This window comes from Flavobacterium ustbae, from assembly GCF_003946915.1.
Taxonomy (GTDB): domain Bacteria; phylum Bacteroidota; class Bacteroidia; order Flavobacteriales; family Flavobacteriaceae; genus Flavobacterium; species Flavobacterium ustbae.
The window spans coordinates 249,027-274,769 of sequence record NZ_RPOC01000001.1; the positions used below are offsets into that span (position 1 = coordinate 249,027).

At 33.9% G+C, this 25,743-nt stretch carries 26 protein-coding genes; 15 read left to right on the forward strand and 11 right to left on the reverse strand.

The features are described 5' to 3' along the window. Positions 1–77: 77 nt before the first annotated feature. The 4 genes from pgi (at position 78) to EG814_RS01140 (ending at position 5,824) form a co-directional block, all read left to right on the forward strand. A complete protein-coding gene (gene pgi / locus EG814_RS01125; RefSeq protein WP_125718056.1) occupies positions 78–1,721 on the forward strand; it encodes a glucose-6-phosphate isomerase in 1,644 nt (547 codons plus the stop codon). Positions 1,722–2,052: 331 nt separating this feature from the next. Next, positions 2,053–4,719, forward strand: a complete 2,667-nt coding sequence (locus EG814_RS01130; protein ID WP_317133028.1) for a TonB-dependent receptor — start codon at positions 2,053–2,055, stop codon at positions 4,717–4,719. Positions 4,720–4,826: 107 nt separating this feature from the next. Next, the gene (locus tag EG814_RS01135; protein WP_125718060.1) at positions 4,827–5,249 is read left to right on the forward strand and encodes a hypothetical protein; all 423 of its coding nucleotides are present in this window, start codon (positions 4,827–4,829) and stop codon (positions 5,247–5,249) included. A gap of 89 nt (positions 5,250–5,338) precedes the next feature. Beyond that, entirely contained in the window at positions 5,339–5,824 is a 486-nt protein-coding gene (locus tag EG814_RS01140; protein WP_125718062.1) for a septal ring lytic transglycosylase RlpA family protein, read from the forward strand. A gap of 62 nt (positions 5,825–5,886) precedes the next feature. Here the strand turns inward: EG814_RS01140 and EG814_RS01145 are convergent, their stop codons facing one another. Beyond that, a complete protein-coding gene (locus EG814_RS01145) occupies positions 5,887–6,342 on the reverse strand; it encodes a DinB family protein (RefSeq protein WP_125718064.1) in 456 nt (151 codons plus the stop codon). A 75-nt stretch (positions 6,343–6,417) separates the two neighbouring features. On the opposite strand from EG814_RS01145, the gene EG814_RS01150 reads away from it, so the two are divergent. The 4 genes from EG814_RS01150 to nadD all read left to right on the forward strand — a co-directional run bounded on the left by EG814_RS01150 (position 6,418) and on the right by nadD (position 9,256). Then, positions 6,418–6,768 carry an arsenate reductase family protein gene (locus EG814_RS01150; protein WP_125718066.1) on the forward strand — a complete coding sequence of 117 codons (351 nt, stop codon included), beginning with the start codon at positions 6,418–6,420 and terminating at the stop codon, positions 6,766–6,768. Between the two features lie 230 nt (positions 6,769–6,998). Next, entirely contained in the window at positions 6,999–7,859 is an 861-nt protein-coding gene (locus EG814_RS01155) for a YicC/YloC family endoribonuclease (protein ID WP_125718068.1), read from the forward strand. A 57-nt stretch (positions 7,860–7,916) separates the two neighbouring features. Further along, positions 7,917–8,489, forward strand: coding sequence for a guanylate kinase (gene gmk, locus EG814_RS01160; RefSeq protein WP_125718070.1), 573 nt, complete (start codon positions 7,917–7,919; stop codon positions 8,487–8,489). 185 nt (positions 8,490–8,674) lie between these two features. Next, a complete protein-coding gene (gene nadD / locus EG814_RS01165) occupies positions 8,675–9,256 on the forward strand; it encodes a nicotinate (nicotinamide) nucleotide adenylyltransferase (RefSeq protein ID WP_125718072.1) in 582 nt (193 codons plus the stop codon). Positions 9,257–9,524: 268 nt separating this feature from the next. On the opposite strand, the gene EG814_RS01170 is transcribed toward nadD, so the two are convergent. The 7 genes from EG814_RS01170 to EG814_RS01200 all read right to left on the reverse strand — a co-directional run bounded on the left by EG814_RS01170 (position 9,525) and on the right by EG814_RS01200 (position 15,626). Further along, a complete protein-coding gene (locus tag EG814_RS01170; RefSeq protein ID WP_125718074.1) occupies positions 9,525–10,994 on the reverse strand; it encodes a nicotinate phosphoribosyltransferase in 1,470 nt (489 codons plus the stop codon). After that, positions 10,991–11,938, reverse strand: coding sequence for an ADP-ribosylglycohydrolase family protein (locus tag EG814_RS01175; protein WP_125718076.1), 948 nt, complete (start codon positions 11,936–11,938; stop codon positions 10,991–10,993). Before EG814_RS01175 ends, EG814_RS01170 begins: the two co-directional genes overlap by 4 nt. 74 nt (positions 11,939–12,012) lie before the next feature. Next, on the reverse strand, positions 12,013–12,543 hold the full coding sequence (locus tag EG814_RS01180; RefSeq protein WP_125718078.1) for an NADAR family protein: 531 nt from the start codon (positions 12,541–12,543) through the stop codon (positions 12,013–12,015). Then, on the reverse strand, positions 12,540–13,373 hold the full coding sequence (prs, locus tag EG814_RS01185) for a ribose-phosphate diphosphokinase (RefSeq protein ID WP_125718080.1): 834 nt from the start codon (positions 13,371–13,373) through the stop codon (positions 12,540–12,542). Before prs ends, EG814_RS01180 begins: the two co-directional genes overlap by 4 nt. Positions 13,374–13,447: 74 nt before the next feature. After that, positions 13,448–14,140 carry an NUDIX hydrolase gene (locus EG814_RS01190; protein ID WP_125718082.1) on the reverse strand — a complete coding sequence of 231 codons (693 nt, stop codon included), beginning with the start codon at positions 14,138–14,140 and terminating at the stop codon, positions 13,448–13,450. Between the two features lie 105 nt (positions 14,141–14,245). After that, the gene (locus EG814_RS01195) at positions 14,246–14,611 is read right to left on the reverse strand and encodes a PKD domain-containing protein (RefSeq protein WP_125718084.1); all 366 of its coding nucleotides are present in this window, start codon (positions 14,609–14,611) and stop codon (positions 14,246–14,248) included. A 109-nt stretch (positions 14,612–14,720) separates the two neighbouring features. Then, complete coding sequence (locus EG814_RS01200) at positions 14,721–15,626, reverse strand: LysR family transcriptional regulator (protein ID WP_125718086.1); 906 nt, start codon at positions 15,624–15,626, stop codon at positions 14,721–14,723. Positions 15,627–15,712: 86 nt separating this feature from the next. Between EG814_RS01200 and EG814_RS01205 the strand changes: the two genes are divergently transcribed. The 3 genes from EG814_RS01205 to EG814_RS01215 all read left to right on the forward strand — a co-directional run bounded on the left by EG814_RS01205 (position 15,713) and on the right by EG814_RS01215 (position 19,150). After that, entirely contained in the window at positions 15,713–16,477 is a 765-nt protein-coding gene (locus EG814_RS01205) for a type 1 glutamine amidotransferase domain-containing protein (RefSeq protein WP_164515255.1), read from the forward strand. Positions 16,478–16,654: 177 nt separating this feature from the next. Next, the gene (locus EG814_RS01210; protein ID WP_125718088.1) at positions 16,655–17,812 is read left to right on the forward strand and encodes an iron-containing alcohol dehydrogenase; all 1,158 of its coding nucleotides are present in this window, start codon (positions 16,655–16,657) and stop codon (positions 17,810–17,812) included. Positions 17,813–18,154: 342 nt separating this feature from the next. Then, a complete protein-coding gene (locus tag EG814_RS01215; RefSeq protein WP_125718090.1) occupies positions 18,155–19,150 on the forward strand; it encodes an NAD(P)H-dependent glycerol-3-phosphate dehydrogenase in 996 nt (331 codons plus the stop codon). 134 nt (positions 19,151–19,284) lie between these two features. On the opposite strand, the gene EG814_RS01220 is transcribed toward EG814_RS01215, so the two are convergent. From EG814_RS01220 to EG814_RS01230, 3 genes are all read right to left on the reverse strand, one after another. Beyond that, positions 19,285–19,692, reverse strand: a complete 408-nt coding sequence (locus tag EG814_RS01220; protein ID WP_008465394.1) for a hypothetical protein — start codon at positions 19,690–19,692, stop codon at positions 19,285–19,287. 164 nt (positions 19,693–19,856) lie between these two features. Next, positions 19,857–20,876, reverse strand: coding sequence for a phenylalanine--tRNA ligase subunit alpha (gene pheS / locus EG814_RS01225; RefSeq protein ID WP_125718092.1), 1,020 nt, complete (start codon positions 20,874–20,876; stop codon positions 19,857–19,859). A gap of 178 nt (positions 20,877–21,054) precedes the next feature. Then, a complete protein-coding gene (locus EG814_RS01230) occupies positions 21,055–21,411 on the reverse strand; it encodes a hypothetical protein (protein WP_125718094.1) in 357 nt (118 codons plus the stop codon). Positions 21,412–21,873: 462 nt separating this feature from the next. Here EG814_RS01230 and EG814_RS01235 point away from each other — a divergent pair, with 462 nt between their 5' ends. The 4 genes from EG814_RS01235 to EG814_RS01250 all read left to right on the forward strand — a co-directional run bounded on the left by EG814_RS01235 (position 21,874) and on the right by EG814_RS01250 (position 25,694). Next, on the forward strand, positions 21,874–22,422 hold the full coding sequence (locus tag EG814_RS01235; protein WP_125718096.1) for a CvpA family protein: 549 nt from the start codon (positions 21,874–21,876) through the stop codon (positions 22,420–22,422). Between the two features lie 239 nt (positions 22,423–22,661). Beyond that, positions 22,662–23,762, forward strand: a complete 1,101-nt coding sequence (locus tag EG814_RS01240; protein ID WP_125718099.1) for a helix-turn-helix domain-containing protein — start codon at positions 22,662–22,664, stop codon at positions 23,760–23,762. A 259-nt stretch (positions 23,763–24,021) separates the two neighbouring features. Continuing rightward, positions 24,022–25,014 (forward strand): alpha/beta hydrolase, encoded by a 993-nt coding sequence (locus EG814_RS01245; protein ID WP_125718101.1) that lies wholly within the window; start codon positions 24,022–24,024, stop codon positions 25,012–25,014. A gap of 5 nt (positions 25,015–25,019) precedes the next feature. Beyond that, a complete protein-coding gene (locus tag EG814_RS01250) occupies positions 25,020–25,694 on the forward strand; it encodes a hypothetical protein (RefSeq protein ID WP_125718103.1) in 675 nt (224 codons plus the stop codon). Positions 25,695–25,743 lie beyond the last annotated feature (49 nt).

Consider the following 25,743-nt stretch of genomic DNA (forward strand, 5'->3'; position numbering starts at 1 on the left):
TCGTGAACCTTTAATGTATTAAAAGTTATTTCAGTATTTTTGTGTATTGATAAAAAACAAACTCAATTATATATAAAATGGCTTTAAACACAACCAACCCAACTGGGACTGAAGCGTGGAAAAATCTGCAAAACCATTATAACGCAATTCACGAAACCACGATACAAGAATTGTTTCAACAGGATAATGACCGTGCAGCAAAATTTAACCTGCAATGGAATGACTTTTTAGTAGATTATTCTAAAAATAATATCAGTCAAGAAACCGTTTCTCTTTTACTAGAATTAGCAAATTCAATCGGGTTAAAAGATTCGATTGCACAATATTTTGGTGGTGCATTGATCAACCAAACCGAAAATCGCGCCGTTCTTCATACAGCTTTGAGAGCTCCAGAATCTGCAGTTATTAAAGTAGACGGAGAAAATGTAATTCCTGAAGTTTATCAAGTAAAAAATAAAATCAAAAACTTTACTCAAGAGGTTATATCTGGAGAAAGAAAAGGATACAGTGGAAAAGCTTTTACTGATATCGTAAACATCGGAATTGGCGGTTCTGATCTTGGTCCTGTTATGGCTGTTGAAGCTTTACAGTTTTATAAAAATCACTTAAAAACACATTTCGTTTCAAATGTTGATGGCGACCATGTTAATGAAGTAATTAAAAAACTGAATCCAGAAACAACTCTTTTTGTGATTGTTTCTAAAACATTTACTACACAAGAAACGCTTTCAAATTCTGAAACTATTAAAGAATGGTTTTTAAAATCGGCTACTCAAGAAGACATTGCCAAACATTTCGTAGCAGTTTCAACCAATATTCAGAAAGTAACTGAATTCGGAATTAATCCCGACAACGTTTTCCCAATGTGGGACTGGGTTGGAGGAAGATTTTCTCTTTGGAGCGCTGTTGGCTTAAGTATTGCCTTGGCGGTTGGTTTTGACAATTATAATGATTTATTGAAAGGTGCCAACGAAATGGACGAGCATTTTAAATCGGCAGAATTTGACGAAAACATTCCGGTTATTTTAGCCTTATTAAGCGTTTGGTATAACAATTTTTATGGAGCTGAAAGCGAAGCTTTGATTCCGTACACGCAATATTTACACAAACTTGCTCCTTACTTACAGCAAGCATTTATGGAAAGTAACGGAAAAAGTGTTGGTCGCGATGGAAAACCTGTTAACTATCAAACTGGAACTATTATCTGGGGAGAACCAGGAACGAACTCACAGCATGCTTTTTTCCAGTTAATTCACCAAGGAACGAAATTAATTCCGACAGATTTCGTTGGTTTTATTAAACCTTTATATGGCAATGAAGACCATCATGATAAATTGATGTCTAACTTTTTTGCGCAAACTGAAGCTTTAATGAATGGAAAAACAGCCGAACAGGTTCAGGCAGAATTTGACAAACAAGGACTTGCTGCAGACAAAGCGTCTTATTTAAAACCTTTTAAAGTTTTTACAGGAAACAAACCAACTAATACCATTTTGATTCAAAAACTTACACCAAAAAGTTTAGGATCTTTAATTGCCTTATACGAACATAAGATTTTTGTTCAAGGTGTTATTTGGAATATTTTCAGTTTCGACCAGTGGGGTGTTGAATTGGGTAAACAATTGGCCAATTCTATCTTAGATGAAATCAATTCTAAAACTGTTAAAAATCACGATAGCTCGACTTCATTTTTGCTAAATCATTTTTTGAAAAATAAATAGAATCAGAAATTTAAAAATTTCATAACACTCTGAAACGTCTCAATTTGATCAAATTGAGACGTTTTTTTTAGTAAAAAACCGACAAAAGACACAAAAAAAGCGTTTATCTACACCTTTTCACTTACAAAACAAACAGAATTATTGTGTTTTTAACAAAAAACACCCCTAAAAATTAAAAGATTCAAGACAATATTTAAGAAAAAAAGAAGAAATCATTTTAATCTACAACAAAAAAAATAAAACGTATTTTTCTTAACATTTCGATAACATTAACTGGTTTATTTGTTATAATTTTGCCAAAAACAATAAACTCAATAACAAAATGAAGAAAATGAAAAATTGGTTACTGACCGGACTATTCTTTATGATAGTTTCAACCGTATTTTCTCAAGGAAAAGTTACTGGTACTATTACCGACGGAACAGGTGGATTACCAGGAGCAAATGTGGTGATCAAAGGATCTACTACAGCAACTTCAACAGATTTTGATGGTAAGTTTACACTTACTTCACCATCAAGCACAGGAGAGATTGTTATCTCTTTTTTAGGTTATGACAACCAAACTGTGAAATTTAATGTGTCAAATGGCGCAACTACAAACTTAGGAACTATTACTTTGGTTTCTTCAAACTCTAACGAATTGTCAGAGATCGTAGTAATGGGTAAAGGAATCATTGACTTAGCAAAAGACAGAAAGACTCCTATTGCAGTTTCTACAATTAAAGCTGCTGATATTCAAGCAAAAATTGGTACTGCTGACGTTACGCAAACAATGGTTAACACACCATCTGTATATGTTGCAGGACAAGCAGGAGGTTACGGAGATTCAAGAATTAATGTGCGTGGATTTGCGCAAGACAACACAGCTTTCTTGTTAAATGGACAACCAATTAACGGAATGGAAGATGGTAAAATGTACTGGTCTAACTGGTCTGGTATGTCTGACATTGCGAATGCTATCCAAATTCAAAGAGGTTTAGGATCTTCTAAATTAGCAATTTCTTCTGTAGGAGGTACTGTTAACTTCATTACAAAAGCTACTGAAAAAAATGAAGGTGGTTTTGTATCTTTAGGTGTTGCTAATGACAATTACTTTAAAACTACTGCTGCTTACAATACAGGTATAAATGCAAAAGGATGGGGAACAAGTGTTATGCTTTCTCACTGGCAAGGTGACGGTTACAATGACGGAACAAAAGGTGAAGGTCAAACTTACTTCATTTCTGTTGGTTACAAAGCTAATGACAAACACAGTTTCAACTTTTTGTTAACTGGTGCACCACAACAGCATGACCAAAACTTTACAAAATCTATTGACAGTTATTTAAAATACGGAAGAAAATACAACAATAACTGGGGATACTTAGACGGAAAATACAAGACTGAGAGAAATAACTACTACCACAAACCAGTTGCTAACTTAAACTGGGATTTTGATATCAGCGATAAAACACAACTTTCTACTGTATTGTATGGATCTTGGGGTCGTGGAGGATCAACAGGTGGTTATGGAACTAGACTTCCTGCTCTTAACACACCTCCTGGAGGTCAAGTAAATTTTGATGGTTTAGTTGCCAATAACCAAATTGTTGGTGATGGTGTTGGAACTGCTGACGGAAAAAGCGCTAATGGTGCATATGTACTTAGAAATAGTGTAAATAATCATTCTTGGTATGGTTTAGTATCTAACTTAAAAAATCAACTTGCAGATAATTTATCTTTAAATGTTGGTCTTGATTTAAGAACTTACAAAGGAACACACTTTAGACAAGTTAATGACTTTTTAGGATTATCTAGCTGGACTGATACTAGAAATCTTAAAGATGGCAATAGTAATCCATCTGGCATAATGAAAAGCAACTATGTTACTCAAACTGGTAGATCATTAGCTTGGCCAGCAACGTTCAATACAATTGCAGAAGACCAAAGAATTGATTACGATTACGGAGAAACTATTTCTTACGGAGGTTTATTTAGCCAGTTAGAATATTCTAATGACAGCTTCTCTGCGTTCTTCCAAGGATCTCTTTCTAATCAATCACACCAAAGAGAAGATAGATTTGATTATTTACCAGAAGATCAAAAGTCTGAAAAAGTTAACAACGTAGGATACAACGTTAAAGCTGGTACTAGCTATAAATTTGCTGAAAACCATAGTCTTTATGCAAATGCAGGTTACTACAACCGTCAGCCTTACCACGACAATATCTACTTGAACTTTACAAATGCGGTAAACCCATTAACAGAGAACGAAAAAATATTTGGTCTTGAAGCTGGTTATACTTTTACTTCAAAAATTGTATCTGCAAGTGTAAATGCTTACAGAACATCTTGGAAAGACAGAGTTACAACAACATCTACTACTGCTACAGCTGCTGATGTTACTAAATACCCATCATTAACATTAGGAGATATCATCTACAAAACGAATGAAGGTGTTGAGCAAGTACACACTGGTCTTGAGTTAGACTTTACTGCAAAACCTATGCAAGATCTTAGCTTAACAGGATTCTTCTCTGTTGGTGACTGGCAATATAAAGGGAATGTAGTTACTACTACAAGAGACGAAAGTTTATCTACTTTAGACAAAGCAGAACAAGATGTTGACGGTGGAAAAGTTGGAGATGCAGCTCAAGTTACTTATGGTTTAGGTTTCAGATATGAGTTTGTTAAAAACCTTTCAGTTGATGCTGACTGGAGATATTATGACAAATTATTCTCAAACGTTGGTGCTGTAAAAACTAACTTAGAGTTACCAAGCTACGATTTAGTTGACGCAGGTATCTCATACAAATTATTTATCGGTAAAGGAAAGCATGATTCAATCGGATTCAGAGTTAACGTAAATAACGTATTTGATGAAGTTTATTTATCAGAATTAACTACTGCTACTGCTACAACTGCTACTTCAAACAATTACAAAGGAATCAACGTTGCAAATACAGGTTACTTTGGTTTAGGAAGAACTTGGAACTTTAGTTTACGTTACAACTTCTAATATTTAGAATCTAAATAAATACCATAAACGGCATTGACTTTTAAGTTTAATGCCGTTTTTTTATAGCCTTTTTTGTTATATTTGTTTTTAAACAAAAAACACCCCTTATGTATAATTTTCTACAAAAATTTCACTCTGGCTGGGCGTATTTAGCATTGCTGCTTTTGGTCTTTGCTGTTGTTAACGCTATCATCGGAGTAACATCAAAAAAAGAGTTTACTGGTAAAGATCGTAAAATTGCTTTATTTGCTTTAATCGGAACTCATACTCAATTATTGATTGGTTTAATCTTATATTTCGTTTCTCCACTTGGAAAAGACGCTTTTGGACAAATGTCTAACGCAGCATTAAGATTAACATCATTAGAACATCCTCTAATTAATCTTATTGCCATCGTTTTAATTACTATCGGATGGTCTAAACATAAAAAACTAATTAATAGTGAAGCTAAATTTAAAACCTTTGCTATTTTTTACGGATTAGGATTATTGCTTATTTTAAGTAGAATTCCTTGGAACCTGTGGTTCTAAAAAACACCAATTAAAGCCCTCCTACAGGGCTTTTTTTATCTCGGCATATTATTTGTACAAACTCCCCCAAGTCTGAAAAGAAATAACCCATGAGAAATAAAAAAAACATTTTATTCGCCACAATCACTTTAACCTTAATTAGCGGCTTTACGTATGTAATAAGCCAAACCAAACCTACGACAGAACCTAAAATCATTCAAGATACTGTTAATGTAAAACCAGTAATTATCCCATTACAGGATTCTGTTTTTACAGACAAAGGTTTAAAGTTAAAATCTTATAAAAAAAACGCTCACGCTTCTTATTATTCCGACAAGTTTAATGGAAGAAAGACTGCAAACGGAAGCCGATTCAACAACAACGCTTATACCGCAGCTCATAAAAAACTCCCTTTTGGAACAAGAGTCAAAGTAACAAACGAAGCCAATGGCAAATTCGTTATTGTAAAAATTACAGACCGTGGACCTTTTGTAAAAACCCGCGAAATCGATTTGTCTAAAAGAGCCTTTATGGACATCACCAAACATAAAGGTGCCGGAGCAATGAAAGTCACAATTGAAACTATTATAGAATAAAAAAATCCCGTTTTGTCAAATTGAACTGCCCCCAAAAAGTTAGACACTATTTGGGGGCATTTTTACAAAAACCTTTTAATACACATTACAATTCCGGTATGAGTACCTTCATGATAATTGTTGAATTCTAAAGCACCCTGAACATTTTTGAGCGTGAATCCCATACTGGTAGTGTATTCATGGTAATCTACAAAAAGTCCGCTCTCGTAATCGTTTACTGTTTTTTCAAAGGTAGATAAGAGAAGTTCTCTAATTTCATCTACCTCAGCTTGAGAAACATCACCTTCTGGTTTGGTTCCTTTTTTGTATTTGGCAATAAAATCTTCAGAAACCATTGTTGGAAGACCCGATAATTTATAAACCAAAACCTGCTGAGAAGAGATACAATGACCAATATTCCAAATAATATTATTGCTAAAACCATTCGGAATCTTGTTTAATTGTTCTAACGAATGACTATCTAAGATTTTTAAAAGAATTTCTCTAATTGTTTTTTGTACATCAAAAACTGAACTCATAATTTTTTTTTCTAAAATTACTCATTTTTAAGTTTCAAATGGATTTTCTTTGCATTCTAACAAATTCATAAAACTATGAACAAGATATATTACTTAGCATCATGCGATACTTGTCGTAAAATCATTAAAAGTCTACCTGAAAATGATTTAGTTTTTCAAGACATTCGCCAAAACCCAATAACGGAAGAACAACTTGAAGAAATGTATAAGCTTTCTGGAAGCTACGAAGCGTTATTTAGCAAGAAAGCGCAATTATATAAATCAATGGATTTGAAAAACAAATCGCTTACCGAAGCTGATTTTAAAAAATACATTTTAGAACATTACACTTTTTTAAGTCGTCCAGTTTTTATTATCGATGGCAAAATTTACATAGGTAACAGTCAGAAAAATGTTGCTGAAGTTATTAAGGTTTTAGCAAAATAATTCCACAGAACGTTTTCTTGAATTCTGATGCGTTAGGGATTACTTCATTTGATTTTTATTTTAATCGGAATTCAGTGAATTTCATTTGAAGCGGAAATCCTTTTTTAGGGCTTTTTCTGCCCTAAAAAAGATTGGGAACGGATAGCCCGACCGTAGGGAACGCCCAAAACCTTTTTAAAATATTAGGCTGTAAAGTTTTTTAGTATCTTTGCGCCTTTATACTCAATTATATGATACAATCTATGACAGGGTTTGGCAAAGCTTCTTTGCAATTGCCTACAAAAAAAATTACCGTTGAAGTAAAATCCCTAAACAGTAAAGGTTTAGATTTGAATGTAAGAATGCCATCGCTTTACCGCGAAATGGAACTCGGATTACGAACTCTTATTTCGACCAAACTAGAAAGAGGAAAAATCGATTTTGCCATTTATGTAGAAAGCACTGCCGAACAGACTTCAACAAAAGTAAATGTCCCTGTTGTAAAAAGTTATATTGCACAATTAAAAGAGGTTAATCCTAATGCCGACGAAACTGAATTAATGAAAATGGCCGTTCGTATGCCAGATACATTAAAAACAGAGCGCGAGGAAATCGATGAAAATGACTGGGAACAAATTCAGGTTATAATCGACGAAGCACTTCAAAACATTTTAACTTTCAGAAAAGATGAAGGTGGTTCGCTTGAAAAAGAATTCAACTTCAGAATTGCCAATATCCGTCAATACATGAACGATACATTGGCACTTGATCCAGAACGCGTACAAGCTATTAAAGATCGTTTGCAAACTGCAATTTCAGAATTACAGGTTAATGTTGACGAAAATCGTTTTGAACAAGAATTAATCTATTATCTAGAAAAATTAGACATCACCGAAGAAAAAGTTCGTTTAGGAAATCATTTGGATTACTTTTTAGAAACTTTAAACGGATCTGAAGCCAACGGACGAAAACTTGGTTTTATCACTCAAGAAATGGGTCGCGAAATCAATACAATGGGTTCTAAATCGAATCATGCTCAAATGCAGAAATTGGTGGTGATGATGAAAGATGAATTAGAGAAAATTAAGGAGCAGGTTTTAAACGTCTTGTAATACTACTACACAAAATTAAAGCTTTCAGCCTATTGCTTAAAGCCTAAAGCATACACAATGAACAAAGGAAAATTAATTGTTTTTTCGGCACCTTCGGGATCAGGAAAAACAACTATCGTAAAACACTTATTAGGACAAGAAGATTTAAATCTTGAATTTTCGATTTCGGCAGCGTCGCGTGCACCACGCGGTGAGGAAGTACACGGAAAGGATTATTATTTTATTTCTTTAGAAGAATTCAAAAAACACATTAAAGCAGAAGATTTCTTGGAATGGGAAGAAGTGTACCGCGATAATTTCTACGGAACTTTAAAATCGGAAATTGAAAGAATCTGGGCTTTAGGAAAAAATGTGATTTTTGATATTGATGTAGTTGGCGGTCTTCGTATCAAACATAAATTTCCAGAAGAAACTCTAGCGGTTTTTGTTAAGCCTCCAAGTGTTGATGAATTAAAACGCCGATTAAAACAGCGCTCTACAGAAAGTGAAGACAAAATCAATATGCGTATTGCAAAAGCGTCTGTAGAATTGGCAACGGCACCTCAGTTCGATGTGATTATCAAAAACTACGATTTAGAGGTTGCTCTTGAAGAAGCACATCAACTGGTAAAAGATTTCATAAGCAAGTAATTTTATTCCACAGAGATTCACAAAGAAAAAGCACAGAGATTCGCCAAGTATTATTTTAAACTTTGCGAATCTTTGCGCTATCTTAGTGAATCTTTGTGAAACATAACGATACAAATTCACCAAGTTGAAATAAAACTTTGCGAATCTTTGTGTTATCTTAGCGACTCTTTGCGAAACAACAAAAAATGAAAATAGGTCTTTATTTCGGCACATATAACCCAATTCATGTCGGGCATTTGATTATTGCCAATCATATGGCAGAATATGCCGATTTAGATCAGATTTGGATGGTGGTTACGCCACATAATCCGTTAAAAAAGAAATCGACTTTATTAGACGATCAGCAGCGTCTGCAAATGGTTTTTCTGGCAACAGAAGATTATCCGAAAATAAAACCGTCGGATATCGAATTTAAATTACCTCAACCGAGTTATACCGTAATCACTCTCGCGCATTTACAAGAAAAATATCCAAATCATGAGTTTTCGTTAATCATGGGTGAAGACAATCTAAAAACGCTTCACAAATGGAGAAACTACGAAGTGATTTTAGAAAATCACGATATTTATGTTTATCCGCGCATTTCAGACGAACCTGAAAATGTGGAAATAAAATCGCATCCAAAAATTCATGTCATCGACGCGCCAATTGTAGAGATTTCCTCAACTTTTATTCGAAATAATATAAAAGAAGGGAAGAATATTCAACCTTTATTACCTCCAAAGGTTTGGGAATATATTGATCATAATAATTTTTATAAGAAGTAAATCTCGAGAAAAGTTTCGGAGAAACGATTTATATTGTAGCTACGGATTTTAATCCGTCGATTTAGAATTATCCGCATCTTAAGTTCCGTAGGAACAAAACATATTCCACAGCAATTTACAATAGCCAAAAATGATCTCAATCTAGACCAGATTAAAATCCGGTCCTACAATATGCTTCGAGCCGATGGCTCTTTTATAACTTTACACAAAAAACTAACCAATAAAAAAGCCTGAATCCAAAAAATTTCAGGCTTTCGTTTTTTTATAACTACGCTTCGATACTCGCGTCGCTTTTTACTCTCGTTCTAATCTCACTTAACGTTTGATCTACCAAAAGTTTTCCGTCTCTGAAAACTTCCTTCAATTCACCTTGTTTTTCTTCTTCCCAAGAAACATTATCTGTTAAATGATACTTGCCGTCGATTAAATCAATTTTCATTAATCCTTTAGCCGATTTTTTAGTTCCGTCGTCTGTAATCGGATCTTTGAAGATAGCTCTTCCCTCTCCGTTTACTTCTCCGTACGTTGCTTTCATGGCAAAACCAAAAGTATCTCTAGTATTGTATTGATACGTGAAAGAACCAATTCCTAAAACTACATTGGTTGAAGCAAAACCTTTCTCTTTTAATCTTTCGCAGATTTGAGTTGCTCTGGCTACTGTAATACTGTCTCCATAAATAGCTCCGATTTGCGGAACCAATTCTTTGAATTCTTTAGCATTTGTAGTTCCGCCGAAAACATCCCAGAGCAATTCTATAACACCTTTTTTCTCTTGTTCTGTTTTCCCGTTCGGATTTCCACAAATAATATCTACTGGATCGCCACTATCAGGACGAATTACAACTTTGCCTTCTCTAGAAACAATTTCATTTTTTAATCTTGGAAGATAATCTGTTAAAACTTTCCATAAATCCCAAGTATCAGAAACGATAGAAACAATTCCTTTCGGGTAAACTTCTGTGATTAATCTTTTGAAAGTTTCGTATTCGCCTTCTGTCGTCCCCATGCACATTACAGAATGTTCTGTTGCCGCAACTGAACCTGCAACCAATTCCTGATCTGAATTGGCATTGTAATATTCTTCTAAGAAATCAATTACTGGAATTGTATCTGATCCTGTAAAACTTAATAAATGCCCTGCTGCAGAAGTTAAAGCCGCTTCGATTCCGCCCATTCCTCTCATTGAGAAATCGTGCGCCTGCCAATCTACAAATTCTGGAACAGAAGAAGTTTCTGCTGCATATTTGTCTAATACCTTTCTATATTCTCTCGCAATTGTTGCTGAGTTGCACGGAAGCCAAACTACTGCAGAAAGTAAGGTTTCAAAATAATTCGTCAGCCAGAAAAATTCTGGAATCGTATTATACATCGTAAACATGGGCACTCTTAGCGGAACACTTGCTCCTTCTGGCAATGCTTTAAAAACCATCGGAATATATCCTAAATCGTGAAGATCTTCGATATGTTTTGTTCCCACTTGGTTTTCACCCAAATAATTATTGATTCTTCGAGCATATTTTTGAACCACTTCTTCTTTTGGTTTTTTAAAGAAATACTCTTCAAAATCATGAATGATATATTTTTTGATGAAATACTGCAATCCGAAAAAAACGACTTCATCAACGGTTTCGATTCTTGATTTTCTTGGTGTCCAGTTAGAATATACAATTGTAGTTCCGTCTGGGTATTGTCTTCTGTGGTCAACTTTGTAACCGTCGGTTAATAATAGTGGGTTCATATATTTTTATTTAAATTTTCTGCTAAACGTTTTGTCAAATCTTTTATATCATCAACTCTTACTAAATTCTCGATCCATTTCTGAGGAATATTATCCAATCCATAATAAATTCCTGCCAATCCTCCAACAATTGCTCCTGTAGTGTCTGTATCTTCTCCTAAGTTTACTGCTTTTAAAACTGTTTCTTGATAAGAATCTGAATTTAAAAAACACCAAATACTAGCTTCTAAACTATGCAAAACATAACCCGAAGATTGTATTTCGCTTTCCTCATATTGGGAAATATCGTTTTTTAGTACTTTATCAAATAACTGAATTTCGAGAGGATTAAAACTTTTATTTTCTAAAAACTTCGAAATAATATGCTGCATGTCTTTATACGCATTGAACTTATCCTTGTTTTTTAGAATTTCCAAACAATAAATCACATAAATAAAACACGCAAAGATTGATCTGAAATGTGCATGAGTAATAGACGAGACTTGTTTTACTTTTTGATAAATTACTACTATGTCTTTTTCGTTTTGAAGATAAAAAACCAAAGGCAAAATACGCATTAATGAACCATTTCCGTTGTCTTGTTCAGAAAAACCGCCGCATAAATCGGGTTCATGGCCTTTTGAAATATTAAGAATTGCGTGTCTCGTGGCTATTCCGATATCAAAGACTTTTCCGTGTGGAGTCCATAAATCTGAGCTATACCATTTTACGAAGTTTTCAGCAATATCATTTAAATCAAAGCCTTTACTTAAACTTTCGGCTAAACAAAAAGCAAGAGAACTGTCATCGCTCCAAGTTCCTAAAGGCTGATGATGGGTTCCAAAACCAAACATTTCTGTAACTGGATTTTCTTTTAAATAATCTCTAGATTTAAATTCAACCGGAACTCCCAAAGCATCGCCAATTGCAAGTCCAAACAAACCTGATTCTATTGAGTTTTTCATTTTATTTATATATCTTCTGATTATTTCTTGATTTCTTTATTCTTAATCTAAAACTATAAAGTAAGCTCTATACTTTATAGTTTCAATTCATCCCTAACTTCCATCAAAGCAAAACCAAGCAAATTCAATCCTTTCCATTTTTCAGGATTGCTAGCGTCTGTATGATCACTCGCCATTCCGATTCCCCAAATTGGATCTACGGGACTTGCTTCAACTAAAACTCTGTCATTTGTATTAATTAAAAAAGCTGCTAAATCCTTATTCTGACTGAATTTATGATAGTTACCTTGTTTTACGATTTCAAATCGATTTTCTAACCAGATTTTGTCATCGTAATTTCTCACTTCACGGCCTAACTTTTTAGCTTCGGCTGGAGAATTTGCTTTTATAATCTTTTCTAAAATTTCCTGATCGTTGAATAATTCCGCTTTTTTAGCCATCATCCAATGTTCGGCTGTTTTATAAGTTACTCCTTCAAATTCAAAAGAAGAAAGCCACCATTGACTAAAACAGGTTTTAGAAATGCTCCCGTCTTTATTGGGCTGATGTCCCCAGAAAAATAAAAACTTACTTTCTGGAGCTATATTTTCTATATTGTATTTCATATCAATTGATCTAAACCAATAACTTCTACATTTTCATTGTCAAAATCTTTAAAAGAATTGGTTGTAAAAATGCCGTCGAAACAATCTAAAACATCAAAACCTTTATTGAAGATTCCGTGGCTTACTGCTAAGTATAATTTTCCAGCGTTTTTCTTTTTTAATTCTTCTGCCAATCCAACAAAAGTTCCTCCTCCATCGCAAATATCGTCTACAATTAAACAATCCATTCCGTTTAGATCGTCTTCATATACTTTAAAACCAGATAATTTTCCCGTTTTTACATCGCGGCTTTTACTACATTCTACAACCTCAACTCCACCTAAAAATTCAGACACTTTGTAGATTTTCTTCAAAGCGCCTCCGTCTGGAGAAATCAGTTTTACGTTGTCTCCAAGTCTACTTAAAATTTCTTTTATAAAAGTATAGTTTGGAATAATTGTGCTATTATTTAAAAGTGCGGGAGTAACTTCTGAATGCGCATCAAAAACAAAAACTTTATTTAATTGCATTGCATTGATGATGTCTGCATATACTTTTACAGATAAAGGCTCGCCAGGAATCATAACACGATCTTGCCTTGCTGCTGGAAAATAAGGAATAAAAAGATCTATAATCTTCACATCCATTCTTCTTAACGCATCGACTGTAACACACAACAACCCTAAATCGTTGAATGAATTCAATCTATGCGTAATAGTTACTTTTCTATTGGTATCAAAATCGGGAGTGATTTTAATGTGTGGCTCTCCTCCAGAGAAAGTAAAACTTTGAAATTTGATTTGTTCCTGATTTTGAAAAGGAGCAAATTTTGGGTCGAGATTTAGTATCATAGTTTTATAGTTTGCGTTAATTATACGCAAATGTAGAATTTATTTTTAAATAAACAATTTATTTTGTGTAAAAATTACGCAAACTTTATTTCGAAGTGAATACCTTCTTCAATTAACTCTTTATATTTCAGCTTATTAAATCGAAATAATTTTGCGGGACGACCCGTTTTTATTGGAGAATAATTTTCTGTTTCTTCTACAATTCCGAAACTGAGGATTTTTTTTCGGAAGTTTCTACGTTCGATTTCTTTTTCTAAAATAGTGCAATAAAGATTTTCAAGATCTGAAAACAAGAACTCCTCTGGAAGTAAATCAAAACCTATTGGCTCGTACGTCAATTTGGCTTTAAGTCTTTCAGTGCCTTTCTTCAAAATCAAATTATGATCGAATGCCAAAGGTGGAATTTCGTCTATTTTAAACCATTGCACTCTTTCTGCATCTGTACTGGCTTTAATTTCTAAACTAGAAGCGTCTACCAAAGCATAATACGCTACCGAAATCACGCGATTTCTTGAATCTCTGTGAATATCGTCTCCAAAAGTATAAAGCTGTTCCATAAAGGTTAGCTGCACATTGGTTTCTTCATGCAATTCGCGTATAACGGCGTCATTTAGAGACTCATCATCTTTAACCAAACCGCCTGGCAAGGCCCAGTATTTTTCGGAAGAGCCAAATTGCTGTTCGATCAACAATACATATAAGCCATTGCTTTTGTAACCAAAAACGATAGCATCTACAGCAATTCTAATATTTTGTAATTTTTCCATAATTCTAAATCGTAGCAAACAAATATAACGAATGAGAGTCAATTTTGTAATCTAATGCAAAAGCATAAATCACATAATTGACTCTCAATATTTTTTATCGTTTGTTTAATCTATTATAACATCTGTATCTAAATTCATTGTACAGCTTTCTCCAGATCTTGAAATTGTAACGTCGGCCTTAACTTCAAAATTTCCAGAATTTTTATATGTATGTGACACAGCACCTGGAGTTTTTATATTTCTTACGTGAGATCCATCTCCAAAAGTCCATCTTACATAAGTCACCTTATTTTTACCAACGTAATCTATAGAATAGTTGACAGTTCTCGGATTCACTGGATTTTTAGAATATTTTAATTCTGTCACTTTCAAATCTGCAAAGCAATCTACAATTACCTCATCATCATGTGCGCAGGATGTGACAAAACAAAACAATAATGGAAATATTAAATTTAGGGCAAACTTTTTCATAATCAATTTTAACTGTTTTGTTTATTTGGTTTAAATGAATAAAGCTAAAAAGATTCTAACTTTTTTCAGGATCGATTTTTAAATTATTTACCTAAATATATAAAATTTCTTATAATCTATTTCCAAAAAATAGCTTTAGCTCTTTTTCTATTGTATCGAAGATTGATTTGACATTATTATTTTTTGGCGCTAACAGATAGACAAATTCCTCTGGAACGTGAAAACTATTCCATACCAATTGTAATTTATTTTTTTTGATAAAGTCTCTCGCATTACAATTCCAAGTTACAGCAACACCTTCATTTTTGGCCAAAAGTCTTAACATTTCAGATTCTATGGGAATAATATAATTAGGAACCATTGAAGGTCGTTTTTTATTAAACGCATGCAACCAAAATAATTTTATATGCGGAATTCTCGCATCATGACTGTACCATTTTTGATCGTTAAGCCATTTTTCTATTTCAGTATAATTATCTGCTTTTAACTTAGAACGGAAATCTGTTATGTCCAAACTTGTGGGAGCAACCATGATTAGTTTAATTTTTCCAACTATTTCATAAGTGGTGTCAAAAGTATCGAACCTTTTGGTCGTTATGGCAAAATCCAGCTTTTTAGAATCTACCAAAGTAAAAAGTTCATCATTTTCTGCGAAAGTAAAATCGATTAAATCAAACTTCGAAATCAGGAGGTTTCCAACGCAGTCAAAAAGATGTTTAGAGATTCCGACAGAAATTAATCGGTTGGCATCTTCTGCTTTTGCACGAAAACCGGTTTCAACACTTTCGAGTCTATCAAGAGCGTCTATTATCAAATTATTCAGTAACTTAGCGTATTCTGTTGGTTCAACGCCCTTAGATTTTCGATTAAATAATTTATTCCCCACGTGTGCTTCAAGCATTGAAATTTGCTGACTAACCGCAGGCTGACTCATAAATAATTCCTTCGCAGCCACTGAAAAATTACCGTTTTTGTAAACTGCTTTAAAAGTTCTGTACCATTCTAGATTTACCATGACATAAATTTATTTATAACAAACATAGTTTATTTTATTTTTACAAATATCACATAAGCTGTAAATTTGTTCAAAATTTAATATTAATGAAGAAAATAACGCTATTCGCGATAACTGCATTTACAGCTTTAAGCATTTCTGCTGAAGCTCAAAAATCAAATAAAAAAGGTATGAAAAAAGTATTATTTGTTGTAACCAGCAATGATAAACTGGGCAATACAGGAGAAAAAACAGGATTTTGGTCAGAAGAATTTGCTGCACCTTATTATGAATTATTGGACCAAGGAGTCGAAATTAGTATTGCTTCTCCACTTGGAGGACAGCCACCAATTGATCCTAAAAGCGCTGATCCAGCTTCGGCAACCGAAGATACCAAACGTTTTGATGCAGATAAAGTTTTACAAGAGAAATTAAAAAACACACTAAAGCTTTCTACAGTTGATCAAAAAGATTACGATGCTGTTTTTTATCCAGGAGGTCACGGCCCACTTTGGGATTTAGTCGAAGACAGAAACTCAATTGCTTTAATCGAATCTTTTTATACTCGTAATAAGCCTGTAGCTTTTGTTTGCCACGCTCCGGCGGTTTTGAAAAACGTAAAAGTGAATGGTGAATATTTAGTAAAAGGCAAAAAAATAACTGGTTTTACCAATGAAGAAGAAGAAGCGGTTGGCTTAACAAAAGTAGTTCCGTTTTTATTGGAAGATGCATTAGCTTCAAACGGCGGAATTTTTTCTAAAGGCCCAAACTGGGCGCCATACGCCGTAGAAGATGGACTTTTAATTACTGGTCAAAACCCAGCTTCGTCTAAATTAGTAGCTGGAAAATTGTTAGATAAGTTAGGTAAATAGAAGGTACTAAGGTTCTGAGTTGCTAAGTCACTAAGGTTTTTTCTTGGCAACTTAAAACCAACCACAAAATGAGAAAATAAAAAGTAATTAAATAATTATGATGTTAAGCTTCTGAATCTACGTTCTAATTAAAAAACTTAGAACCTCAGAATCTTAGCATCTTAGAACCTTAAAAAAATGCTCAACTTTGAATTATACAATCCGACGAATTTAGTTTTCGGAAAAGGACAAATAGAAAAACTTTCGACTTTAGTACCGAAAGACGCAAAAGTGCTTTTGGCTTATGGAGGCGGAAGTATCTTTAAAAATGGAATTTACGATCAGGTAATCGCAAACTTAAAAGGGTTTAAAATTGTAGAATTTGGCGGAATTGAGCCAAATCCGAGATTTGAAACTTTGATGAAAGCTGTTGATGTTATTAAAACAGAAAATATAGATTTTATTTTAGCCGTTGGAGGCGGATCTGTAATTGACGGCGTGAAATTTATCTCTGCAGCGGTAAACTTTGATGGAAATCCGATTGATATTCTTCAGAAAAGAATTTTAATTAAAGAAAATGCGATGCCCTTCGGAACTGTTTTGACTTTGCCTGCAACGGGAAGCGAAATGAATTCTGGATATGTCGTTACAATTGAAGCCACTCAGGAAAAATTATCTTCTGGTGGAAGCGCTTTATTTCCGCAATTCTCAATTTGCGATCCAAATGTAATTGCTTCTTTACCAAAAAGACAAATCGAAAATGGTGTTGTAGATGCTTACACGCACGTTATGGAGCAATATTTAACGTATCCTACCGATGCTTTTCTTCAAGACAGAATCGCCGAAGGAATTCTGCAGACTTTAATTCAAGTTGGTCCAGGCGTTGTAGAAAATCCAACCGATTATACTTTGGCTTCCAACTTTATGTGGAGCTGTACGATGGCTCTTAACGGGTTAATCCAGAAGGGTGTTCCAAGCGATTGGGCAACACACATGATTGGTCACGAATTAACTGCATTGTATGAAATTGATCACGCGAGAACTTTAGCGATTATTGGTCCTAGTTTATATACTGTGATGTTTGATTCTAAAAAAGAAAAACTAGCGCAATACGGAAGAAGAATTTTCAACTTAACCGGTTCTGATGACGAAGTCGCAAAAGAAGCCATCAACAAAACGGTTGAGTTCTTTCATACAATGGGAATGGACACCAAACTTTCTCAATACACAGAAGATTATTCTAAAACAGCCGATTTTATTGTAAATCGCTTTGAAGAAAGAGGCTGGAAAGGTCTGGGAGAAAAACAATTGGTGACTTTAGATAAAGTAAAATCGATTGTTGAACTTAGTTATTAGTGGTCAGTTATTTAGTATTCAGGTTAAAATCTTTGCGTAGTATGTGAATGAACACTAAATAACTGATGACTGAATACTAAAAAAGGCGTTCTTAAAATATTTAGGAACGCCTTTTCAAAATACTAAAACAAAACTAACTAACTCAATTCTTTTTAAATTCATTAAAATTCTAATTTATAAAGTGTTATAACGAAGGTCTGATGATTTTATTGTGTAGCATATAAAAAATAATTTATTTTGAAATGCTTAAAAACTCATTCCTAGTATTTTATAAATTTTCTTAAACTAGATTTTGCTTTATTAGCACATTATTAAGTACTTTTGTTTTAAATTATTAAAATAATGAGCGAAAATTTAAAATTTGCAGTGATTGGTGGTGGAAGCTGGGCAACGGCAATTGCAAAAATGTTATGTGTAAATCTTTCCGAAATTTCGTGGTATATGCGTAATGACGCTGCAATTGAGCATCTTCAGAAATACAAACACAATCCAAACTACTTAAGTTCAGTTGAATTTGATACTAAAAAACTCAAATTAACCAACAATATAAACGAAGCAATTGAATATGCAGATTATATCATTTTTGCAATTCCATCTGCTTTCTTAGATTCCGAATTAAAAAACATGACGGTTTCTTTGGCTGATAAAATCATTTTTTCTGCCATAAAAGGTATCGTTCCCGAAACAAGTTTAATTGTCGGCGAACATTTTCATATTCAATATGATATTCCTTATTACAATATCGGAGTAATTACAGGTCCTTGTCACGCCGAGGAAGTTGCATTAGAGAGACTTTCTTACTTAACAATTGCATGTGGAGATCCTGATAAAGCTAAAACTATAGCTAAAACTCTTTCTGGAAATTATATTAAAGCCAAAATTTCAGACGATATCATCGGAACTGAATATGCAGCGATGCTTAAAAACATCTACTCAATTGCGGCAGGAATTGCTCACGGTTTAGGTTATGGAGATAACTTCCAGTCAGTTTTAATGAGCAACGCTATTCGCGAAATGAAGAAATTCATTCGAAAAGTACACAAAATGAAACGTAACATCAATGATTCAGCTTATTTGGGAGATTTACTGGTTACGGGATATTCCGTTTTCTCTAGAAACAGAATGTTCGGAAATATGATTGGAAAAGGCTATACGGTAAAATCTGCCATGATGGAAATGAGCATGGTTGCTGAGGGTTATTATGCTACAAAAAGTGCTTATAAACTAAATCAGGGTTACGGTGCTAAAACGCCAATTATAGACGCTGTTTATGCCGTTTTATACGAAGGAAAAGATGCAAAGTCTGTCTTTAGAAAATTAACGGAGTCTCTAGATTAGTATTCAGTGTTCAGATTTTTAGTGATCAGTTTCAAATAAAATAAAAGAGTCCAAAATCAATTGATTTTGGACTCTTTTATTTTACTTTTAAGCTCAAAAGTAAGACTGAACACTAAAAATCTGAACACTGAACACTACTTAACCATCACACCTTCGACAAACAAAATCGGCACTTCTTCCGTATTGTTTTCGTCAAGCGAATTGGCTTTAAAAATAAATTTCTTATCATACAAAGTGTTTCCGATAAAGAAAGTCACCATAAACTCATTGTTTAATGCTAAAAGACTTTTCTCTACCAATTCGATTTTTACAACCGAAACAGACGGAACCTCAACAAATGCATGGCGCAGGATCGACGTTTTCTTCATTTCGCCATCTATGGTTCCAAAAGCTTTCGAAACCACCATAACACTGTCTAAATTGAAGTCGCTATCGTTTACCAGATAAGCGTACCATACTTTTTCCATAAAATCGTCACTCCATTCCTGCACTGCTGCAAGAAATACGTTTTCGACTTCCGGAATTATTATATCTTTTTTCATTTTTATTAAATTTTAAAAACCTTTGTTAAAGCCAAGACTTCAACAAAGGTTTGTTTTATTGTAAACGTAATTTATAACGTAAAGCCCTAGCCCTGATGGAAGCGGCATCCTTTTGTTTTTTTCTTTAAAAAACAAAAGATACAGCGGACAGCAGGAAACAGTTCCTAAATATTTGCCTTGAACTGCTCCAAGAAACGAACATCATTTTCGTAGAACATACGGATATCGCCAATTTGGTATAAAAGCATTGCGATACGCTCTACTCCCATTCCGAAAGCAAAACCGTTGTATTCATCTGGATTGATATCACAGTTTTTCAAAACGTTTGGATCAACCATTCCGCAACCTCCAATTTCCAGCCAGCCAGTTCCTTTTGTGATACGGTAATCGGTTTCTGTTTTTAGTCCCCAATAAATATCAATTTCGGCACTTGGTTCTGTAAACGGGAAATACGACGGACGAAGACGAATCTTAGATTTTCCGAACATTTCTTTTGTAAAATAAAGTAATGTCTGTTTCAAATCGGCAAACGAAACATCTTTGTCAATGTATAATCCTTCCACTTGATGGAAAATACAGTGCGAACGAGATGAGATTGCTTCATTACGGAAAACTCTTCCCGGAGAAATCGTACGAATTGGCGGTTTATGATTTTCCATATAACGCACCTGAACCGATGATGTATGCGTACGCAATAAAACATCTGGATTCGTTTGAATGAAAAATGTATCCTGCATATCACGCGCTGGGTGATATTCTGGCAAGTTCAATGCCGTAAAGTTATGCCAGTCATCTTCGATTTCTGGACCTTCAGAAACGTTGAATCCGATATTCGCAAAAATATCGATAATCTGATTTTTAACAATCGAAATCGGGTGGCGAGAACCAATAATTACCGGTTCTGCTGCACGCGTTAAATCACCAAAAATTCCTTTTGATTCTTCTTTACTTTCAAGCTCTTCCTGAATAGATTTTACTCTTTCTTCAGCAACCGCTTTCAAAGTATTCATTACCTGTCCAAAATCTTTTTTCTGGTCGTTCGGAATATTTTTAAACTCATTGAAAAGTTCTTTTACTAAACCTTTACTACCTAAATATTTAATACGGAACTTCTCTAAAGATTCTTTGTTTTTTTCATTAAAGGCTTTTGCTTCCTCTATGTGTTGTTTTATCTTGTCTATCATTTTCCTCCAATGCTTGAGAATACAAATTTAAGTATTTTGTTTAAAGTTTAATGTTTAAAGTTCAAAGTTTCCTTCTTTTAAATGTTTTTCAGCAATTAAAACAGGCAGAACTTATTATTCAGTTTACGTTAGGTATTTAGTTCGAACAACAGAACACTAAAAAACTGATTACTGAACACTACTCAATCAATTTTCTTTCCAAAAAATAATTTACAATCGCTTCTTTCATTAAAACCGATTGTTCGCCAGCTTTTAGTGGCGGTAAATTCTCTTTTACTAAATAATGTGGCCATCCTTCATCGTCGAAATATTCAAATTCGTAAAATCCGTATGGTTCCAATAATCGGCAGATCGCGATGTGCATTAAGTTCAGTTTTTCGTCTTTTTTGTATTCGCGGTGCACTTTTCCGTATTCCTGAACTCCGATTAGGTAAATTATGGCATCTAAATCTAAATCTTCGCCTTGCGAAAACTGATTAGAAAGTATATCAACGAGCTTTTCCCATCGCTCTTTTAATTGTGTATCTCTGGACATTTAATTTATGAGTTTTGATTGTAGATTTTAGATTGCGAAGTCATTTAAATATTTGGAAACATCGAAACTGCAATCTGAAGTCTAAAATATGAAGTCGCAAAGATACATACAAGATGGCATATATATGTCAAGTATGTTAAATATGCTATCTAGTTATTTTTTTTAAACACATAGAATCATAGGATTTAGCAAATGTGAAAGGCGTTTCACTTTTTTAAACAATCATAGCTATGTGTGAAAGCTAGCTTTTTCAAAATTCTTTTATTTAATAATATAAAAACTATGTTTCTATGTGTTAAAAAAAACGCTTGAATGAGAACCTCTGTCTCTTTGTCACTTTGAACCTTCGTCCCTCAAAAAAAATTCAATCTTAAAGAAAAACCTTTGTCCCTTTGCCACTCTGAATCTTTGTCCCTCAAAAAAAAATCTATCTTTGCGCCACATTAAACACCAAACCAAAACATGAGTTTTTTTGATATTATCGTTGCCGTACTTTTATGTTATAGTTTATACAAAGGCATTACAAACGGACTTTTTGTAGAAGTTGCTTCTTTTATTTCGTTGCTTTTAGGAATTTATCTTGCCATAAAATTTTCTTCATTAATGACGGGAATGATTTCAAAACACGTTTCTTGGAATCCGACTAATATTCAAATCACGGCGTTTATCTTAACTTTTATCTTGGTGGTAATCGGCGTTTATTTTTTAGCCAAAATATTAACTGGAATTGCCGATTTTGCCATGTTAGGCTGGATGAATAAACTTGGTGGAGGTATTTTTAGGGTTTTAAAAACGATTTTGATCTTAAGTATTTTTATTGCTTTATTCGAAAAAATAAACTTCAACAACACTTTTGCTAAAAAGGAAACTTTGGATTCTTATGTTTTTTATAATCCCGTGAAAAAAGTGGCCGCTTTCGTGTATCCGTCGATAGAAAAATGGTACGAAAGTTTTAAGAAAGAGCATTCTCAGAAATCGGAAGAAAAAGAAAATTCTGAAAAAGAAGAATGATTAATACACCCAACAGGTTTTAGAAACCTGTCGGGTGTATTATATCGTTTGTCAGGCTGAGCGGAGTCGAAGCCCCATCCCTATTGGAGCGCCCTTCGACTCCGCTCAGGGTGACATTCGGGATCAACGACTTTTAAACAATAACAAATCCAAAACATTTCATCTTCAAATATTTGCAGGAAATATTTTATCTTGCTCCTTATTTCCAACAACCGATTTAATCCAAAATCAAAACCAATATGTTGTACTTAACGGGCATTATAATTACCTTTTTTCTGGTTGTTATTCTCGCAAGCAAACGAAACAAAAGTGAAGCCGATAAAATTTTGGCGCTTTGGTTATTTTGCACCGGTTTTCATTTGTTTTTGTATTATCTGCATTATCAAAAAGATTTTGCTTCGTTTCCTTTTCTTTTAGGTTTTGAACTTCCAATGCCGTTGCTACAAGGTCCATTTTTGTATTTGTATACTTCAGCTTTAACGAATCAGAATCTGTACAAAAAATACAATCTTTTACATTTTCTGCCTTTTATAATTGCGGTTTTATTTCTGATGCCGTTTTTTTCACTTCCCTTTTCTGAAAAATTAAAGGTCTTCGAAAATGAAGGCAAAGGCTACGAAAATCTGATTTTGGTTTTATACGGTTTCATTCTGCTTTCTGGAATAACCTATGCTTTGCTTTCGCTAAGAAAACTTTCCAAACACCAGAAAAATATTTCTGATCAGTTTTCGTCAAGCGAAAAAATCAATCTTCGATGGTTACAGTACTTAATTTTAGGTTCTAGCATTATTTGGTGCGTCGTTATTTTTTTTGAAGATGAATATATCTTTTCTTTCGTGGTATTTTATCTAATGTTTATTGGCTATTTTGGAGTCAAACAAGTTGGAATTTTTACCAATCAGACAATTGCTGAGAATTTAGTTTCGAATGGTTCTGCTAATGAAAATACCGAAATCGAAAATACAGCTGAAAAAATTAAATATGAGAAATCAGGTTTAAGCAATGCTGAACTTCAATCCATTCATCAACAATTAACGCAACTTATGACGAATGAACAACTCTATAAAAACCCTGATCTAACTTTAGCCGAATTATCTCAAAAACTACATATTCATCCTAACATTCTTTCACAAGTTATCAATTCGGCAGAAGGAAAAAACTTTTACGATTATATCAATTCACAGCGTGTTGAAGAATTTAAAAAAAAAATACTTCTTCCCGAAAACGAAAAATACACGCTGCTTTCTGTTGCTTTCGAATGTGGTTTTAATTCGAAAACGGCTTTCAATAGAAACTTCAAAAAAGCTACTGGACTTTCCCCTTCTGAATATTTAAAATAAGTTTTTAGTTGTTTTTAATCTCGCAAAGACGCGAAGACGCAAAGTTTTTTTCTGCCAATCTTGATCTGATCAAATCTGGGTAAAAAATAAAAACTTTGCGTCTTCTCGACTTTGCGAGCAAATTTCAGCAGTAAAAAAACTTAGAAGCTTAGCTCCTTAGCATCTCAGAAGCTTTAAAAGAAAAGCCCCACCTTACAAGTTGGGGCGACCAGCATAGTATTGGAGCACATCTTTGCAGAAATTTTAATCAATTCTTGCAATGAAAACCAACTTACTTTACTCAGCTGTAATAGCTGTTTTAATTTTCTTTTTTATTGGATGTGAAAATGAAAATAACATTAATGAATCTGGATATTTAGTTCCGAAAACCGTCGATGAAGATTCGTCAATTCCTTCGATTTTTGTAAACGGAACACAACTGCATGCTGAAACCTTTGGGAATCCAAACGATCCGATGCTCATCTTTTTACACGGCGGTCCAGGTTCTGATTACCGAAACGGATTAAACGTACAAGAACTTGCCGATGACGGTTATTACGTCATTTTTTACGATCAGCGTGGTTCGGGATTATCCAAACGTCACGATAAAAAAAGCTATTCGATTCAACTGGTTTTAGATGATTTAACTGCAGTTATCGAATATTACAGAACTTCTCCTAATCAGAAAGTTTTTCTGTTTGGACATTCTTGGGGTGCTATGCTCGGAACGGCCTATGTGAATTCGTATCCTGATAAAATTGATGGCTTAATCTTGGCAGAACCAGGCGGACTCAACAAAAAACTATTAGACGAATATGGCGAAATGAGCCGTAAAATCAACATTTTTTCTGAGGTGACGAGCAATCTTTTGTATGTCGATCAATTTATAACCGGAAAAGAAAATCAGCATGCTATTTTAGATTATAAATACGGAATCTCATCGAGTTTTTCTTATGCAAAAGGAAATACAGAGGGAATTCCAGGACCTTCTCCGTTCTGGCGAATCGGAACTACGGTTTTAGAAAGTTTTATCGATATTTCCGAAAATGATGGTTTTGATTTCACCACCAATCTCGATCAATATCAGACTAAAGTTTTGTTTTTATATGGAGAATTGAACAAGTCTTACGGATTAAATTTTGCACAAAGAGAAGCAGCTTATTTTCCTGTTTCTGAAATTGAAGAAGTAAAAGGAACAGGCCACGAAATGATTTACTTCAAATGGGAAAATGTCGAGCCTTTAGTATTGAATTATTTAAATAATCTAAAATAACTGACATGAAAGCAATACTAGTAATAATCACATTTCTCTTTTCACTTCTGTATTCTAACATTTTACAATCGCAAACCATTAATTGGGGAAATTTAAAAAGTGAAGAAAGACATATTTTGAATGTCAACGCCGGCTGGGAATATAGTTTTGTTTATGGACTAAGTTACGGTTATCATCTAAAAACCAAAATGCCAATTATTCTCGAAAGTTCGATTTCTTTTGCATCTGGCGAAGTTATTTTTGATGATTTTAAAACCAAAATTGGTGGACAAATACATATTTATCGAATTGAAAATTTCCGTTTCAACGCCGCAATTCACGGAATTTACAGAAGATACGGAAATCCGATTGTGACTTTACAAAATTTTGGCGCCGATGCTTCAATTACAATTGGTTATTATAAACCGAAATGGTTTGTCGCAGGAGAATTCGGTTTTGATAAAGCCATTGTAACACATTTTAAGCATACTCAAATTTACGAAGAAGTCTATCCTGAAGTCAAAAATGGCTGGTACGAACCTTCAACTGGAGGAAATTTTAATTTCGGAATTCAAGGCGGTTATTCTTTTAAGAAAAGTGACTTGACTTTACGAGCTGGAAAAATAATAACACAAGATTTTAAAACCACACCAATGATTCCATTTTATGTACAATTGGGATATAATTATAAATTGGATTAATCTGATTCGACACAAAGTTTAAACCCGACAGGTTTTAGAAACCTGTCGG

Coding starts and splice junctions, on each gene's coding strand:
- pgi (WP_125718056.1), top strand. CDS start 78: ATGGCTTTAAACACAACCAACCCAACTGGGACTGAAGCGTGGAAAAAT.
- EG814_RS01130 (WP_317133028.1), top strand. CDS start 2,053: ATGAAAAATTGGTTACTGACCGGACTATTCTTTATGATAGTTTCAACC.
- EG814_RS01135 (WP_125718060.1), top strand. CDS start 4,827: ATGTATAATTTTCTACAAAAATTTCACTCTGGCTGGGCGTATTTAGCA.
- EG814_RS01140 (WP_125718062.1), top strand. CDS start 5,339: ATGAGAAATAAAAAAAACATTTTATTCGCCACAATCACTTTAACCTTA.
- EG814_RS01145 (WP_125718064.1), bottom strand. CDS start 6,342: ATGAGTTCAGTTTTTGATGTACAAAAAACAATTAGAGAAATTCTTTTA.
- EG814_RS01150 (WP_125718066.1), top strand. CDS start 6,418: ATGAACAAGATATATTACTTAGCATCATGCGATACTTGTCGTAAAATC.
- EG814_RS01155 (WP_125718068.1), top strand. CDS start 6,999: ATGATACAATCTATGACAGGGTTTGGCAAAGCTTCTTTGCAATTGCCT.
- gmk (WP_125718070.1), top strand. CDS start 7,917: ATGAACAAAGGAAAATTAATTGTTTTTTCGGCACCTTCGGGATCAGGA.
- nadD (WP_125718072.1), top strand. CDS start 8,675: ATGAAAATAGGTCTTTATTTCGGCACATATAACCCAATTCATGTCGGG.
- EG814_RS01170 (WP_125718074.1), bottom strand. CDS start 10,994: ATGAACCCACTATTATTAACCGACGGTTACAAAGTTGACCACAGAAGA.
- EG814_RS01175 (WP_125718076.1), bottom strand. CDS start 11,938: ATGAAAAACTCAATAGAATCAGGTTTGTTTGGACTTGCAATTGGCGAT.
- EG814_RS01180 (WP_125718078.1), bottom strand. CDS start 12,543: ATGAAATACAATATAGAAAATATAGCTCCAGAAAGTAAGTTTTTATTT.
- prs (WP_125718080.1), bottom strand. CDS start 13,373: ATGATACTAAATCTCGACCCAAAATTTGCTCCTTTTCAAAATCAGGAA.
- EG814_RS01190 (WP_125718082.1), bottom strand. CDS start 14,140: ATGGAAAAATTACAAAATATTAGAATTGCTGTAGATGCTATCGTTTTT.
- EG814_RS01195 (WP_125718084.1), bottom strand. CDS start 14,611: ATGAAAAAGTTTGCCCTAAATTTAATATTTCCATTATTGTTTTGTTTT.
- EG814_RS01200 (WP_125718086.1), bottom strand. CDS start 15,626: ATGGTAAATCTAGAATGGTACAGAACTTTTAAAGCAGTTTACAAAAAC.
- EG814_RS01205 (WP_164515255.1), top strand. CDS start 15,713: ATGAAGAAAATAACGCTATTCGCGATAACTGCATTTACAGCTTTAAGC.
- EG814_RS01210 (WP_125718088.1), top strand. CDS start 16,655: ATGCTCAACTTTGAATTATACAATCCGACGAATTTAGTTTTCGGAAAA.
- EG814_RS01215 (WP_125718090.1), top strand. CDS start 18,155: ATGAGCGAAAATTTAAAATTTGCAGTGATTGGTGGTGGAAGCTGGGCA.
- EG814_RS01220 (WP_008465394.1), bottom strand. CDS start 19,692: ATGAAAAAAGATATAATAATTCCGGAAGTCGAAAACGTATTTCTTGCA.
- pheS (WP_125718092.1), bottom strand. CDS start 20,876: ATGATAGACAAGATAAAACAACACATAGAGGAAGCAAAAGCCTTTAAT.
- EG814_RS01230 (WP_125718094.1), bottom strand. CDS start 21,411: ATGTCCAGAGATACACAATTAAAAGAGCGATGGGAAAAGCTCGTTGAT.
- EG814_RS01235 (WP_125718096.1), top strand. CDS start 21,874: ATGAGTTTTTTTGATATTATCGTTGCCGTACTTTTATGTTATAGTTTA.
- EG814_RS01240 (WP_125718099.1), top strand. CDS start 22,662: ATGTTGTACTTAACGGGCATTATAATTACCTTTTTTCTGGTTGTTATT.
- EG814_RS01245 (WP_125718101.1), top strand. CDS start 24,022: ATGAAAACCAACTTACTTTACTCAGCTGTAATAGCTGTTTTAATTTTC.
- EG814_RS01250 (WP_125718103.1), top strand. CDS start 25,020: ATGAAAGCAATACTAGTAATAATCACATTTCTCTTTTCACTTCTGTAT.